Origin of the sequence: Micromonospora sp. NPDC048839 (assembly GCF_040649915.1) — a bacterium.
Lineage (GTDB): Bacteria > Actinomycetota > Actinomycetes > Mycobacteriales > Micromonosporaceae > Micromonospora.
Genome location: NZ_JBEZGL010000002.1, coordinates 586,984 through 602,221, shown reverse-complemented (window position 1 = coordinate 602,221; position 15,238 = coordinate 586,984). Strand labels below are relative to the sequence as shown.

Annotated in this window: 8 protein-coding genes and 1 pseudogene; 6 read left to right on the top strand and 3 right to left on the bottom strand. The window is 68.7% G+C overall.

The genetic code is table 11. The features are described 5' to 3' along the window. Nucleotides 1-267: 267 nt before the first annotated feature. Together AB0C25_RS05860 and AB0C25_RS05855 are read right to left on the bottom strand one after the other, a co-directional pair. A complete protein-coding gene (locus AB0C25_RS05860; protein WP_357370071.1) occupies nt 268-927 on the bottom strand; it encodes a 4'-phosphopantetheinyl transferase superfamily protein in 660 nt (219 codons plus the stop codon). After that, nucleotides 924-1,769, bottom strand: coding sequence for a metallophosphoesterase (locus AB0C25_RS05855; protein ID WP_357370069.1), 846 nt, complete (start codon nt 1,767-1,769; stop codon nt 924-926). Before AB0C25_RS05855 ends, AB0C25_RS05860 begins: the two co-directional genes overlap by 4 nt. Before the next feature lie 374 nt (nt 1,770-2,143). Here AB0C25_RS05855 and AB0C25_RS05850 point away from each other — a divergent pair, with 374 nt between their 5' ends. From AB0C25_RS05850 to AB0C25_RS05830, 5 genes are all read left to right on the top strand, one after another. Further along, nucleotides 2,144-3,085 (top strand): cellulose-binding domain-containing protein, encoded by a 942-nt coding sequence (locus AB0C25_RS05850; protein WP_357370067.1) that lies wholly within the window; start codon nt 2,144-2,146, stop codon nt 3,083-3,085. 169 nt (nt 3,086-3,254) lie between these two features. After that, nucleotides 3,255-4,805, top strand: coding sequence for a hypothetical protein (locus tag AB0C25_RS05845; protein WP_357370065.1), 1,551 nt, complete (start codon nt 3,255-3,257; stop codon nt 4,803-4,805). Further along, nucleotides 4,802-5,521 carry a hypothetical protein gene (locus AB0C25_RS05840; RefSeq protein WP_357370063.1) on the top strand — a complete coding sequence of 240 codons (720 nt, stop codon included), beginning with the start codon at nt 4,802-4,804 and terminating at the stop codon, nt 5,519-5,521. The genes AB0C25_RS05845 and AB0C25_RS05840 overlap by 4 nt, the downstream gene beginning before the upstream one ends. 383 nt (nt 5,522-5,904) lie before the next feature. Next, a complete protein-coding gene (locus AB0C25_RS05835) occupies nt 5,905-10,035 on the top strand; it encodes a hypothetical protein (protein ID WP_357370061.1) in 4,131 nt (1,376 codons plus the stop codon). After that, nucleotides 10,032-11,078: a hypothetical protein gene (locus AB0C25_RS05830; RefSeq protein ID WP_357370059.1), complete on the top strand. Its 1,047-nt coding sequence runs from the start codon at nt 10,032-10,034 to the stop codon at nt 11,076-11,078. The genes AB0C25_RS05835 and AB0C25_RS05830 overlap by 4 nt, the downstream gene beginning before the upstream one ends. A 1,197-nt stretch (nt 11,079-12,275) precedes the next feature. Here AB0C25_RS05830 and AB0C25_RS05825 read toward each other — a convergent pair. Beyond that, nucleotides 12,276-12,749 (bottom strand): annotated as a pseudogene (locus AB0C25_RS05825) (transposase family protein); the annotation flags it as partial. A gap of 809 nt (nt 12,750-13,558) precedes the next feature. On the opposite strand from AB0C25_RS05825, the gene AB0C25_RS05820 reads away from it, so the two are divergent. Continuing rightward, nucleotides 13,559-15,208 (top strand): MBL fold metallo-hydrolase, encoded by a 1,650-nt coding sequence (locus AB0C25_RS05820; protein ID WP_357370057.1) that lies wholly within the window; start codon nt 13,559-13,561, stop codon nt 15,206-15,208. Nucleotides 15,209-15,238 lie beyond the last annotated feature (30 nt).

Genomic DNA, 15,238 nt, shown 5'->3' with positions numbered 1-15,238 from the left:
GTGCCGTCGCGCCGCGATGCTTTCTCACGCAGGCATGGAGAAGTCGTGCACGTGGGAAATTCTACTTGTCAATTAAAATAGGCGCGCGTCATGGCCGTCGGCTGGGGAGATGCCTTGTCCCAATGGCGCAGTCCGATGCGCTGGCAACGTTTCAGACCAGCAGTGTTCTCTGCATCTTGTCCGGAGCGTTGCGTGGCAGCGTCGGCACGCGGCAGATTTACCGCGGTAGCTTCCGCGCCGACAGGTGAGCAATCGCTCGAGCGCTCCTCAAGCTTCGACCGTTACCGCGGTGAGGATCAGGTCGTCCTTGATCAACCAGCGTCCGGTGAAGCCGGTCAGCGCCAGCGCGCCGTCGACACGCGTGCCCGGCACCAGCAGACGCGCGGTGAAGACTCCGGCCGCCGCGTCCACGGTCAGCTCGGCCTCGTCGAAACCCAGCATCCGGTGCGTCAGCGGATACCAGGCCTTGTAGACCGACTCCTTCGCGCTGAACAGCAGCCGGTCCCAGCAGGTGGCGGGAAGCCGCTCGGCCAGCTCGGCCAGGCGCCGCCGTTCGGCCGGCAGTGTGACGGCGTCGAGGACCCCCGTGGGCAGGGGCGCATGCGGTTCTGCGTCGATACCCAGGCTGGCGAGGCTGGTGCGGGCCGCGACGGCAGCGCCACGGTAGCCGGCGCAGTGGGTGATGCTGCCGACCACGCCAGTCGGCCAGGTTGGCTCGCGCCGGGGACCGGGCACGATCGGCGCCGGCGCGACGCCCAGCCCGGCCAGCGCCTCGCGCGCGCAGCGGCGGGCGGTGACGAACTCTCGCCGGCGGGACTCGACCGCCTGGGCGACGGCGGCCTCCTCACCGGGAAACACCGGCTCGTCGTCGAGATCGCGGAAGGTCTCGGAGACGCTGGTGCCCGCCGGGAGCAGGTTCTCCATCACCGTACGCCCGCCGGGACGTCCAGGACGGCGCGTAGGGCGCGGGGAGTGTCACCGCGCCGGGGCCGCCACTCCCGCGGGTAGCCCAGCGACACCTCCTCGAATCGAACGCCATCGTGGACGGTGCTCCGGGGAATGTGGAGATGGCCGTAGACCGCCACCTCGGCACGGAACCGCACGTGCCAGTCCGCAGTCAGCTCGGTGCCGCACCATTGGGCGAACTCGGGGTAGCGCAGCACCTCGGTCGGTCGCCGGATCAGCGGCCAGTGACTGACCAGCACGGTATGCAGGGCCGGATCGACGGCTGCGAGCCGCCGTTCAGTCTCGGTGACCCGGGCCCGGCACCACGCCTCGCGACTCGGGTAGGGATCCGGGTGCAACAACACCTCGTCGCTGCACACCACCCCTGTGTCGTAGGCGTACTGCAGCGACTCGCTCTTGGTCCTGGTGCCCGGCGCCCGAAACGAGTAGTCGTAGAGGAGGAACAGCGGCGCGATCAAGAGGGGACCGCCTTCGCCCGGCCAGACCGCGTAGTCATCCTCGGGCGTCAGTACGCCCAGCTCGCGGCTGGCCTCGACGAGCGCGCGGTAACGGTCGTCGCCCCGCAGCCGTACCGGATCCTGCGGGTGGGTCCACAGCTCGTGATTGCCGGGCGCCCAGATCACCTTGGCAAACCGCCGGCTGAGCATCCGCAGCACCTCGACGACCTCGTCGAATATCTCGCCGACGTCGCCCGCGACGAGAAGCCAGTCCTCGTCGGACTCGGGCCGCAGCGCGTCGGCGACCTGGCGATTTGCCGAGTACGACACGTGCAGGTCGCTGACGGCGAAGAGAGTGCCACTCATGGTGATCACCGTAACGAGCGGTCCGGCCCGGGTCCATGCACCCCTACCGCAGTCAGGGGTGCTCAAGGGGGTGAGACCGCCGCCCCAAGCGCTGAGTCTCTCGTGCCCGCTGCCGTGCAGGAGAAGAGCGCCCTCCTGGTCGCCACCGCCGAGGGCCACCCGCTTTCCCGGTCTCTTTCCCGGAGCGTCGACGCTTGCTCAGATAGGTACTCATCAATAGATTGAGGATGAGCGCCGCCGAGGTCCGGGCTACCGGGCCGTCGGCGGCTGACAGGTCCATCCCGAGCCGTGCACGTCGGTCGTACGCACCGACCAGCCGCTGTGGCGCGCCGCCGCGCCGCCTTCGTCCCAGCTCGATGGCAGAAGGACCCTCCATGACGATCCTCCGTGCCCGCCCCGCCTCGACCCTCGCGGTCGTCGCCGCGCTGGCCGCCGCGACCGCGGCCGGAACAGCCCTGCTCACCGGTCCGGCTACGGCCGCCCAGGGCTGCCGGGTCGACTACACGCCCAACCAGTGGCCCGGCGGGTTCACCGCCAACATCAAGGTCGCTCTCGGCGACACCGCCGTCTCCAGATGGACAGTCACCTGGATGTACGCCGGGGACGAGCGGGTCACCAACGGCTGGAACGCCACGGTCACCCAGTCCGGATCGACGGTGACCGCTCGCAACATGTCGTACAACGGCAGCATCCCGGCCGGCGGCTCAACCGAGCTCGGCGTGCAGGGCACGCTCGGTTCCAGCGGCGGCGTGCCGACCGGGTTCAGCCTGAACGGCGTACCGTGCAACGGCGCCGGCCCGACCCCGACCACGGCTCCGCCGACAACGGCTCCGCCGACAACGGCGCCGTCGACCACCGTGCCTCCGACCGGGTGTGCCGGGGCGGTGCTCTGCGACGGCTTCGAGAACCAGACCGGCTCGACGCCCTCCGGCGACTGGACGGTGGTGAGCCCGGACTGTTCCGGCGCCGGCACGTCCATCATCGGCACGGCAACCGCGCACAGTGGCAGCAGGGCGGTCCGTATCAACGGCGCCGCCGGGTACTGCAACCACGTCTTCATCCGGTCCACGAAGAACCTCAGCAGCCTGGGCAGTGTCCGGTACGGCCGGATCTGGGTCCGGCACACCACCGCCCAGCCCACCCCTAGACCAGGAACAATGTTATCCGAGCAGAGCTGCCACGGCCTCACCTCGAATGTGGACGTCGACGGCGCCATCTCGCCTTGGCGGCCTCATCCGGAGCTTCGAGGCATGACATTGCCGACCGGGGAATGTTCGCCGGTCGCAGCCCAGCCCTCTGTCTATTCCTCAGCATGAGCAGGATGCATCGGCGAGTCAGGCGGGAGAGGACGCCCAATAGCTGACCGATTCACTCATCCGGGGTAGCAAGATCGACCATCTTGCTTACCGAAAGTGTCGGACCGCTTCCCTAGAATGACGGCGTGCCGGGCGACTGTCAGCCCCACGTGGCCAGAAGGGGGTAAGCGTGCCAACCGAGTGGGACGTGCCGCCCGAGCCCGTCGACTGGGACATCACGATCCCCACCGACGACACCTCCATCGCCCGCCGCCGCCGTGCCCTGGCACCGATCCAGGTCCTGACCGACATCGAGCGGACGAAGACGAGCCTCGACGGCGACTTCTGGCACCGGTATGACCTGTTCACTATCGCGCTCGCGGTCATCGATCAAGTGGCGCTGGCCATGGGAATCTCGGCCGGCAAGACCTGGGACGAAGCTGTCGACTACGCGAAGAGCCAGGCCGCACGTCAGGCACCCGCCGCCGACGATAGCCAGTGGGCCGTGGTAGCCGAACGTGTCGTCGTCTCCTTGGTCACGACCGACATCGAGACCGTGCCCTACGTGACCTACACCGCGGCGGGTCCGCAGTGGCGGGCACAACGTTTCCGGCTGCTGTACGTCCACGCCGCCGGCGGTGACGCCACCGAGTATCTACGTGCCTCCGAGCAGGCGATCAACATCTTCATCGACGCGTTGGACCTCGACATCGAAGCGGCGCAGATCGCCACCGAGGCGCAGCTGACCGCGTTGATCGCCCGCGGGGCGATCGAGTCGGCGGTGCAGATCGCCCGCTACGCGCGCTACCAGTCCATCCAATATCAGGAACGGATCCGTCGGATCATCGCCGACACCCTCATTGACCCTGACACGCACGACTGGGTCGATGAGGTTCCCGCGCTGCTCGACGCAGCACTGCTGCACGTCCGAGAGCGGCTGGCAGGGGAGTCTTCCCTGCTGGAGGCCGTCGCCGAGCGGCGCTTCGAGCTGGACGACCGGGCCAAGGTGCAGGCGGCGAACATGCTGATCGAGATCCTGCGGGAGTGCCGTCACCGCCACGACGAGCTGCACCGGCACTTGATCGGTGCGCGCACGAGGCTACGGGAGGCGCTGGATGATCGGTTCGTCCGCGCGCCGCGCTCGACGCATCGTTCTGACCTTGGCCGGGATCTGTTCAACCCTTATCTGGCCGCGCCGACGCAGACTGCGGCCGTGCTGGCCGATCGGTTGGTCGCGGTGGTCGGGGGACTGTCGACCCGGTGGCTGCCGTCGCTGGCCGTGCTGATCGACGAGCTGTGCGCCCCGGCCCGGGTGCCCGAGCCGGGGGAGCAGTTCGAGCCACCGGAGTTCGACGACGATGACGTACCGGAGTGGTGGGAGGCCTACGAGGACACCATCGAGGCGATCTTCGAGGCGGTCGACGAGCCGGTCCGCCTGTCCCAGCTGCTGGCCCGAGCCGATGAGCTCGCATCGCAGGTCAGCAATGACGACGGCAAACCATTGGAGCCCGATCTGCTGATGGCGGCCCTGGTCCACGGCGCGCACCGGGCGTGGGCGGCGCGGCTGGCGGGCCGATCGGCCGGCGACCGGGTGCTGCTGGCCGTGGACACCGGTGATCGGCTCACCACCGGCCTGCTCAGAACCGCTGACCTGCTGTTGATGCCGGGGTGGGTCACGACCGACATCAAGGAAGCAGTAGCCCGGCACATTGAGGTCCCGGACACTGCGGAGGCAGCATGAGCGCCAGCGATGACAGCGTCGACGTCGGCCGGATGCTGGCCTGGGCCGGCCGGCCGCGAGAAACACCGGGCCGGCACGACGACTATCACCGTGTCGTGGCCCGATACCGCAACGAGCCGGACTTCGCCGCGACCGTCGACGCGGTCTTCACCGGCGCCGGCCTCTACCTGCTGGTCGACGAACGTGACGGCATCGTGGCCACCGCCAACGCGGACTCGCCGCTGCGGGTCACCGCCTCCGACGTCGTGAAACGCGCGCAGCCGGCGCACCGAGCGGCGATCGGAGCGGTCATCCTCGCGATCGCCCGCACCGCATACCCCGACGGCGCGATGCTCGACGACCCCGACCGTGTCGCCGTGTTCACCACCCAATCGGTCGTCGACGCCCTCGACCGCGCCGTGCAGGTCCACGCCGAGGCGAGCGGCGAAGACGGCCCGGTCGACGACGACCTTGTCGAGGCGTGGCGACAATGGGCCGGCCTGCAGACCGCACGCCCGAACGCGCGACGCCGCTCCGCCAACGACCGCCCAGGCCTGGTCAACCGGGTGTGCCGCCTGCTGACCGACGCCGGCTATCTGACCGCCCGCGGTGACACCGACGGCGGCACCTGGCTGGCCCGGCCGCGTCTGCGGCACGCGGTCACCGTGCTGTGCGAAGACTCGGACCTGTACGCGATCGTCAACCAGCTCTCCGACGCCGACGAGGACCGCCCGTGACCGACATCGGCCCGCACCACCCGACCGCCGTTGATCTGTTCTCCCAGGCCGGCGAGCAGGACCCCGACCGGTTGCCGGTCCCGCCGTTACGGCTGCGCCGCATCCGCCTGCACGGCGTCGGCCCCGACGGAGCCCGGTTCGACCCCCTTGATCTGGACTTCACCACCAGCGACGGCGCCGCCTCCCGGGTCTTGCTGTCGTTGACGAACACCGGTGGGAAATCCACTCTGATCACGTTGGTGTGCAGCCTGGTCGTACCCGCCTCCCGCGCCCAGGTCGGTGGCAAGAACTTGGGTGATTACGTCCTCACCGGCGACACCTCTCACATCCTGTGCGAATGGGAGGACGCCACGACCGGCACCCGGACGGTCACCGGCGCGGTGATGGAGTGGAAGGACGGCCGGCGACAGCCCGGCCACAAACAACGCTCGACCACGAACATGAACCGGGCCTGGTACTTGTTCCGTACCGGGCCGGGTCTGCCCGGTATCGACGACCTGCCGTTCGTCACCGACGGCCGCCGCACGATCCTGGAAGCCTTCCTCGGACAGGTGTCCACTCTGATGTCCGCCGATTCGCGGACCCAGTGGGTGCTCACCCGCCTGCAAACCGACTGGACCCAGGCGCTGCAGGAGCGCACCAGCATCGACCCGGTGCTGTTCAGCTACCAGATGCGCATGAACGACTCCGAGGCCGGCGCCGAGAAACTGCTCGCCAGCTTCGACTCACCGGACAACGTGGTGCGGTTCTTCATTGCCGCGCTCAACGACGACCGGGAGATCGCCGACTTCACCGGCAAACTCGGCCCGTACGCCGAACTCGCCGCCCAGCGGCCTCATCTGGACGCCCTTGCCGGATTCGGCGCGCAACTCGCCCCGCAAGTCGAGCTGCTGGCCCAACGCAAGAGCGCACTGGACGACAAAGCCGCCCTGGCGCTCACCGCCAAGGTTGCCGGCGGCGAGCACGCCGCCGCGTTGACCAACCGTCTGTCCCGCGACGCTGCTGCGCTCACCGATCTGGCCGATGCCGTCAAGGCGACGGTCGCCGAGCTGGGCACGGCGCGCCGCGAGTACGGCCAGATCAGTGACATCCGCCTGCAACTGCACCTCGAGCGGGCGCGGCACCGACTCGCGGAGGCCGCCGACACCGTCCGGCACCGAACCGAGCTTGCTGAGCATGCCACCTTGGACAGAGACGCGTGGGAGGCGGTCGACCTCGTCCTCGACGTGGATGTCGCCCGTCAGGAACGCGACGCCGCCCGCATCGCGTACGACACGGCCCACCAGGGGCTGGCCCCGCTGCGCGAGCAACTCGCGAAGGCCGCCGAGGCTCTGGCCGGCCGCCTGGACGGCCTCATCGAGGAGGCCGACGCCGTCGCGGCGACCGCGGATGAACAAGCCCAGCTCGGCAAGCAGGATCTTGAGGCGGCACTCGAACTCGACAAGAAAGCCGAACGCGACCGCGACGCTGCCCGCCGGGAACTGGATCGCCTCGACGCAGCGATCCAGGCTGCCGAAGCGGCTGTCGAAGCTGCGTACGAGGCCGGCTGGCTCCTGCCGGGTGAGCGGCCCGCACGCTGCCTGCGCCGCTGGCAGGATGCGATCGAGACCGCCGCCGCGCAAGCCGGCCGGCACGCCGACGCGGCCGAGACCGCCGACGCCGCCTTCGACACCCTCCAACGGCAACTGCACAGCCTGGACGACGACCTCATCGACCTGCGCAAGACAGCCGACACCGACCACACGAAACTCGAGGCCTTCGACACCGAGCTCGCCGCGCTGGCCGCCAACGCCACCGTCACTACGGTGCTCGGCGGCGAACCCGCCGACCCAGGCGACATCAACCGTGCCGTCGACCTGACCGACCAAGCCGCCCGCCACGCCGATGACCGGGCAGCCGACCACGAACGCCGCGCCCGCGCCGCCCGCGAAGAGCTGGCCCACCTGGACGAAGCAGGCACCGCGCCGACCGGCGCCGACGTGCTCACCGTGCTGAACACCCTGCTGGAGGCGCGTTTCGGCGCCGTCACAGGCCTCGACTGGATCGAACGCAACATCATCGAACCCACCGACCGGCCGGCCTTCATCACCGCCCACGCACAGCTCGCCGGCGCCGTCATCGTCTCCGACCCCACCCGCTTCGCCGCAGCCATCACCCATCTCACCGAGGTGAAACCCCGCACCCGCGTTCCCGTCACCATCACCATCGCGCCCACCACGAGGACAACCACCACGCAAGGCGATGCCGGACCGCGTCACGTGATCGTGCCGCATCGCGCCACCTGGGATCGTCAATGGGCCGCCACCACCCGCGCCGACCTCGAAGCCACCGCACAACAGCACGGCACGAAGCTGTCCGAAGCCCGAACCGCCGCGGCGCTGCATCGCGCCGCCTCCGCCGCTTGTTCCGCCTTCGCCGACCGCTGGAAGGCCACGACACGGCCCGAGTTGACCACCGCCGTCACCGCCTCCACCGACGCCCTGGAAACCGCCACCCGCCGCAAGGGCGGGCTCGTCGAGCAACGCGACCACCAGCGCCAACTCGCAGGAGAACATCGCCGCAGCACCGAACAGGCCCGACGCGAGCACACCCAGGCGACCGAGAACGCAGACCGCGCCGAACACCTCACCACGGTCTCTGCGGCCGGTACGCAAGCCACCCACCAACGGCCACAAACCGAAGCAGCGCACGCCGACGCCGCGAAGCGGCTGACCTCAGCCGCCGAGGCGCGCCAGGCGGCCACCGCCCGCATCACCGCCAACGCCCACGCGGCGGCCCAGGCACGCGCAGACCGTAGCTCCTGGCAGACGATGCGCACCGAAATCGGCGTCGAACACGCCGCAGCAGATCCAGGCGGCAACCTCTCGGTGATCCAAGCCGCCTGGCACTCGCTACGAACCGAACTCATCGCCGCCGAACAAGGCCTACGCGAGGCACTGCTACTCGAACGCGCGCAAACCCGCCTCGATACCGCCATCGAACGACGCGACCGCTATGACCAACCGGTCAGAGAACGCGCCGCCGCCCTGGCCCGAACCACACCAGCCTCCTCCCGGCCAGCCCGCACCGCCGAGCAACGCCGCTCCCGACAGGCTGCCGCCGACGCCGAAATGGCCCGACTGCGTGCCATCACCGACAGGGAAAACGCCGAAAACGAAGTCACCGCGGCCGCGCCACCGCACGACCGGCAAAACCACTTCGACCTGTCGAACACCCCGCAGTGGCTACCGGCCGCCCCCACCGACATCCCTGCCCTACTGGAGCAACTCGAAGCCCATAACGCCGTGCTCCTGGCCCGCCGCGAAGCCGCCGAGCAAGCCCAGCTCGACGCCCAAGAACTCCATGACGCCGTCGCCGCCGACGTTGAAGCCTTCACCGACCTCATCGGCATCTGGACCACCGAACTCATGCACACCACCCGGATCTACACCGGCAGCAAAGAAACAGCCAGAACCGAGATGCGAGCGCTGGGCGAGGCCCACCGCGCCGCGGAGGCCGCCGAACGCACCGCACACGGCGAACTCGGCGAAGCCGTCACCCACGTGCGCGCCGGCGCCAACGAACCCCGCTGGCGAGACCTGGACGCCCCCGTCGTCGCCCGGCTCCGAGCCCTGCCCGACCCCGACCTGATCACCGAAGCGGAAACCCTCGCGCGCCGCATCCGATCCATGGCCGAATCCGCCCGCGGCGACCTCAACACCCTCGACACCCACCGGACCATCCTGCGCAACGGGCTACTCACCCTCTGCCGCGAGCAACGCCGGCTCCTGCGCGAAGTGACCCGCGCCTCCCGCCTGCCCGCAGGCCTCGGAGAATTCTCCGACCACCCCGCCATCAAGATCCGCTTCGAGGAAGCCGCCGACGACGAGTCAGCCGCCCGCCTGGCCGACCGCATCGACGCGTGGGCCACCGAACTCGCCGCCAACCCCAAACGCGCATCCTCGGCGGAGATCCGCGCCCGGTGGCTCGCCGACGCCGTCCGCGACACCGTCATCGACCGCCTCCGCGCCGGCGCCTGGTCCATCGAAATCCTCAAACCCTGCATCGACGGCAAAGTCATCTACTGCCCACCCGACCGCATCCCGCAAGAATTCTCCGGCGGCCAAGTCCTCACCCTGGCCGTCCTGGTGTACTGCGCCCTGTCCGGCGTACGCAGCACCCACCGCCCCGGCGGCGCCCGGCCACCGGGCACCCTGCTGCTCGACAACCCCTTCGGCGCCGCGTCCGCCGAAACCCTCATCGCCATGCAACACCAGCTCGCCGCCCACACTGGCCTGCAATTGATCTGCGCCACCGGCCTGCACGACGCCGGCGTCGACGCCGCCTTCACCGGTCCCGGATCGGTCGTCGTGAAACTCCGCAACGACGGCGACCTCCGCCGCAACCTGTCCTTCCTACGGCTACGCGCCCGCATCGTCGACGGCATCGACATCGCCGCCGCCCTCATGACCGGCCGCGGCCCGAACGAGCCGAAAAACTGGGTCGACGCCACCACCTACGAGATCCGCCGATGACCTCCGCGCTCACCAGACCGGCCGAGATCGACGCCCTGTCCGACGCGCTCGCCCGCACCGGATCCGTCCGCGTCCCGCTGTCGCAGCTCTGGCCCCTATGGGCCGACGCCGCGCCACGCCTGATCGGCGAGGCCACCCAGGCCGCGGCCCTGGATGCCGCCCTGCGCGACCTCGCTGCCCGCGGTGTGGTGGAACTACCGACCACGGCGTGGGACGCGTCGACGACACCGCCGCTACCACGGTCGATCACTATCCCGACGAGCCGTCGACCGGTGCGCGCCAAAGAGTGGATCAGGTTCCCGTGGCGGCACGAACTCGGCTGGATCGCCTCCCTGCCGACGCTGTCCGACACCCGACTGCGTGAGCTCATCGCGGTCAACAACTGGCTCGCACGCACCGACGGCGGCGAAACCGCCGTCGTCCCGGTGCGCTACCGATCCGCCGAAATCTTCGGCGACGAGAAATGCCTGGACGGCATGGCCCGCACCGCCCTATTCGGCCCGGGCCGGCTCAGCTTCGACCTGCTGGCCTGCGTACGCATCCCGGCCCCGCTGCCAGCAGTCGCCGTCGGCACCGGACCGGACATCCTGGTCGTCGAGAACAGCGACACCTACTGGGTCGCCACTGACACCCTGCGCAAAACCCACACCCACCGCATCGGCGCTGTCGCCTGGGGATGCGGCAACGCCTTCCCGTCGCAAGTCGCCGCCCTCGGCGTCGACATTGGCGGCCGCGGACCCGTAACCGGAACTGTCTGGTACTGGGGCGACCTCGACCCTGCCGGTCTCACCATCGCCTCCGACGCCGCCACGGCAGCAGCCGCCGGCGGCCTACCCGACATCAAACCCGCCACAGCACTCTGGGCCGCCATGGCCGAGCGCCCCGCCCAGAACAGCGGGACTGTGAACTGGTTGGCGACGCCTGGCCGAAACTGGCTCGGCGATCAGCTGTGGCAGGAGACGGCCACCATCCGCGAGAAGCGAGGGCGGGTCGCTCAGGAATCCGTCACAGCAGACGTCGTCGCCGCATGGGCAAGGATCTAATCGATCATGAAGGATTTATGTAGACCGCTTCGGTATCGGCAATCGCGATCGTGCGCGGCCCGGCTCGTCGCTCCGGCGTAGATCGCACACGGCGCTGGGGACGCCGTTGGGCAGCGGAACGGCGCACTTCCGCCACCCGCTGTTCAGGGTGAGCCCTCAGATCCGTTCTGTACCAGTCGGAGGAAGGCGCTCTTTCGCGTGGCTAACCGCTCGCCCTGCCCCAAATAGGTCCGTCTCTCGCGCCCCGGCGAAGTCATCGTCGTCGAAGCCTGGGCCTAAGCGGCAACAGGAGACGTCGCGCTGACGGCTGCTAGCTCACCAGCGGCGACCTCTCCACCATGACGCTCACTCCGGCGAGGCTGAACCGTTGCGTCCTGACCGGATGCCCCCTCGTCAGCGCTCAACTCGACACCGGAACGTTCTACGCGTCTGCTCGACGCCTGCGAGCTATCCGCGGCGCGGCCCTTGCGTACTCCGTAGTCGGCTGGCACCGACATAACAACGACCCTAACCAGCCGGGAACACACCATGCGCGTCGTACCAACTCAGGCGCTCGCCGGGAGTCAGTAAGGCAACCATGTTTCGAGGAAGTCGGCAGCTGCGCTTGCGCAGGTCAAGGTGTCTCGAATAGCACGGCTGGCACTCCGCCGCCGCGAGCCCGGTACTCGGCCGCCTCCGGATGGTCGTGCTCAACCCATCCGAGGCGACGCCAGAAGCCGTCCGAGCTCTCATCCAGCGAGAGCGCTACGTACGGTCCAGGAAACTCCTCCTTGATCATCGCTAGAAAGCTGCGGCCGATGGCCCGTCCTCCACCGCGGAGGTCAACACGGACCTCAAGAAAGTCGATCTCGGTCGCTCCGTTGCGGGGAATGTGGCGACTGGGTATGCCTCACCCGTGAATGATCGGATCTTGATCTGAGCACGAGCGATCTCGCCTGCTTTTGGATCTCTGGCGCTGCACCAGGCGATCGGGCCCTTCACGAGGCCGATGTTCCACCATGCAGCGTTGAACCCCACCGCCGCCATAAACGGCTTCTCGGCGGGCCTGGTGGAGTCATGACGTGTGATCTCGATCTGCACGGCAGCTATCGTCGCACCACGCCGTAGCTCAGAGGCGGGTGAAGCCAACGCGGGAGGGGAACGTGAACAGTCCAAGGTCGACTTTTGGTCGATAGCTGAGCTGCGGTAGACGATCGTGTCGTTGCGGTTGCCCGGCTGCGGGTCGCCGACGGCGATGACCAGACGGGTGCTGGCGTCGATAGCGACCTGCAGGTTCGTCGAGTACCGGTAGTTCTTGCTCCGGGCGGCCAGCCGGTGATCGCGGGTCGGGACCAGCGTCCCGTCAACGATCGCGATCTGCTCGACCGGCCGTTTCCGCACCGGCGCCAGGGCCAGCAACGGTGCGAGGGTGTCGATGATCCGATGCGCTGCGGAGTGCGACACCCCGAACAGCGGGCCGATCTGGCGCATCGTCAGGTTCGTGCGCCAGTACGCGGCCACCAGCAACACCCGATCGGCGAGGTCCAAGGCCCACTGCCGGCCCGGTCGGCCGTCGGCGATGCCCTCACCGCCACGCTCGGCGACCAGCCGGACCAGTGTGCGGAACTGGGCTGGCTGCAGCCCGGTGAAGGGAAAGATCCACTCCGAGCGAACTGCCGTGATCACCTGCACCACGGCCTCCTACCCGATCATTCTCAACGGACAGCCGCCAGGGTTACGAGACATCCCTTAGGATGGACGGACAACTCGAACTGGCGGGCCGGTAGCAGGCCGAGGTGGCCCTTCTGCAGGACGCGCGCCTGCAGCAGCGTGGCGGGGGCATCGCCGACGACTTCAGATCGTCATCACCGGACCTCGCCTCAAGCGTGTTTGGAGCAGGAATGCCGCTGGCATCCCTCGCGTGCACCGGCTGGCCCGCTGCCGCTCACCAGCAACGTTGCTGATCGTCGCGATCGCCGCGACAGGAGCAGGCCTGCTGGTCGCAGGCATAGCCCCCGTTCTCGCCGTCGTTCGGCGGCACAACTAATCGCCGCAGCGCGCAACGCCGTGGAGAACATCGGCTACGACACCGAAAATTTAGACCTCGTGTCCCGGCCGGTTCTGGGCCGCATCTTCGGGCCCCCTCGGAACCCGCCGTGCAATTGGGAGATGGCCTCGCCGACGTAGCGGCCGGCCTACTGGTCGACCTCGCCGGCGCCCGCACTCCCTTCATCCTCGCCGGCGCCGGCCCCGGCGCGCTTGCCGTCCTGCCCACTCTCATTCACGCGCTACCCCGCCAAGCGCCTAACGGCGCCGCCGGTTCCACCAACCACACCATGGACCGTTACTGCGACCGGACCGGCGGTAGGGCAGGATCGCGGACGTGTTGATCGCTCCCGTCCCCGGCGCCCACCAACGAGGCGTTGAGCACCTTGGCCTGCTGTGCGCTCTGCACGTGAGGTCCTGCGGCCACGAGCCGTGCGGCTGAAGGGAGAGGGCCGGTGACGGGTTCCTGGATGGTGCGGACCAGCAGACAGGATGGTGGGGGCGAGGAGGCGATCACGCAAGGAGTGGTCTTCGCCGACTGGCCCGAACTGGGCGACATCTCGCAGTGCCGCAGCTTGCCCGAGGTGCGGGCCCGCCTTGCCACAGTCCATCCCGGGGACGCTGCGAAGAGACTCGACAGTCTCGCCGGCCAGCTGTGGCGCTTCCTGGCGGTGATGAGCCCGGGCGACTACGTCGCCATGCCGTACCGCAATCACGTGGGAAGCATGGCGATCGGCCGTATCGTCGGCCGCTATCGGTACCAGGCGGATGCACCGCCCGGGTTCCGCCACAGCCGAGCAGTGCAGTGGATCAACACCTCAGTCCCGAGGAACGCCTTCAAGAACGACCTATTCAACAGCCTCGGGTCAATCGCGAGGATTTGTGGCCTGCCACCCGACCCTCAGAGCCGTCGCATGGCAGCGGTGGCACGGAAGAAACCGGACCCCGGCCCCGAAGACCCGCCAGTCCAGCCTTCTGATTTTCCGCCGCGCCGAGACTTGGTGAGCGTTCTCGATGTCGGCGATGGCGCCTGCACCATCATCAGGACCCGACGTGACGGCCGTGAGTCAGTGACTGTGATCGACTGCGGCAGCGACAGCGTCTCCGCCGACGACGCGTGTGAACGATTACTGGACGCCCTCGACGGACGGCCCGAACTCATCGAGACCATCATCGTCACTCACTTCGACGTCGATCACTACTTGGGCTTCGTTCGCCTCGCGGAGCGCATGCGCGCCCGGGGCCAGCGCTTCCGTCGACTGCGCCTGATCTCACCACGCCCCCCACGCGTCGTACCCCAGTACGCGCTCAGCTATCTGGCGATGGCCCGCTTCGTCACCGGCGTCCGCAGTCTGGATCTCGCACTCGAGCTTGAGACCGTTACCGACCGCGGGCTGCGCTACACCCCGATGTCTCGTGGCGCCGGTGGCGCCTTCCTCGCCGGCGACCGAGGCTATGAGGTGCTGTGGCCACCGCCGATATTGCCGCCAGGCGTGACCCGTCAGGTCCAAAACGCGGTACTCGCCTTCGAGGAACTCGCTCGGTCACTCGCCGACAGCGGCAACCCCGCCTTGAAGGACAACTTCGAAGCGGCTCGCACCGGCGGGTGGCTGCAACCATCGCGAGACGAGATCCCGCAGCGGCCCCCCTCTCGGGGCGGCGATCCGGGCGAGTCTCCGGACCTGCTCGACGCCGAAGACGCGGGTGAAGATGGATATTGGCTCGACGTCGACCGGCTGAACATCCCCGCGCACCTCCAGCAGGACTTCCGCGTGGTCTGGGACCGGATGCGCCGCGCCAACAACAACATGTCGCTGGTGTTCGAGGACGCCGAACCGGGGCGGCTCATCGCCTTCGGCGACGCCAGCCACCCCGTCCTGTCATGGCTCGCCACGACGGACCTCAGCCCCGCCCACTACGCACTCATGCTTGCGCCGCACCACGGCACCCACCCCCTACCAGCATCCCTACAGGTAACCGCAGAACTGTGCGTCGCGCAGAACGGCACGAAACGAGCCCATCTATGGCCGCGCCATCTTGCGACCCACCGACAGAACGGCACCTGCGTCAGCAGCACCGCGGGCAACCACCACCTGTTGCTGTAACTCCCTCAGGAAGCAGACACAGCCGGGCGT

Bases quoted from the DNA above. Each gene is read 5' to 3' on its own strand.
- AB0C25_RS05855 (WP_357370069.1), bottom strand. From the start codon at position 1,769: ATGAGTGGCACTCTCTTCGCCGTCAGCGACCTGCACGTGTCGTACTCG.
- AB0C25_RS05850 (WP_357370067.1), top strand. From the start codon at position 2,144: ATGACGATCCTCCGTGCCCGCCCCGCCTCGACCCTCGCGGTCGTCGCC.
- AB0C25_RS05840 (WP_357370063.1), top strand. From the start codon at position 4,802: ATGAGCGCCAGCGATGACAGCGTCGACGTCGGCCGGATGCTGGCCTGG.
- AB0C25_RS05835 (WP_357370061.1), top strand. From the start codon at position 5,905: ATGGAGTGGAAGGACGGCCGGCGACAGCCCGGCCACAAACAACGCTCG.
- AB0C25_RS05830 (WP_357370059.1), top strand. From the start codon at position 10,032: ATGACCTCCGCGCTCACCAGACCGGCCGAGATCGACGCCCTGTCCGAC.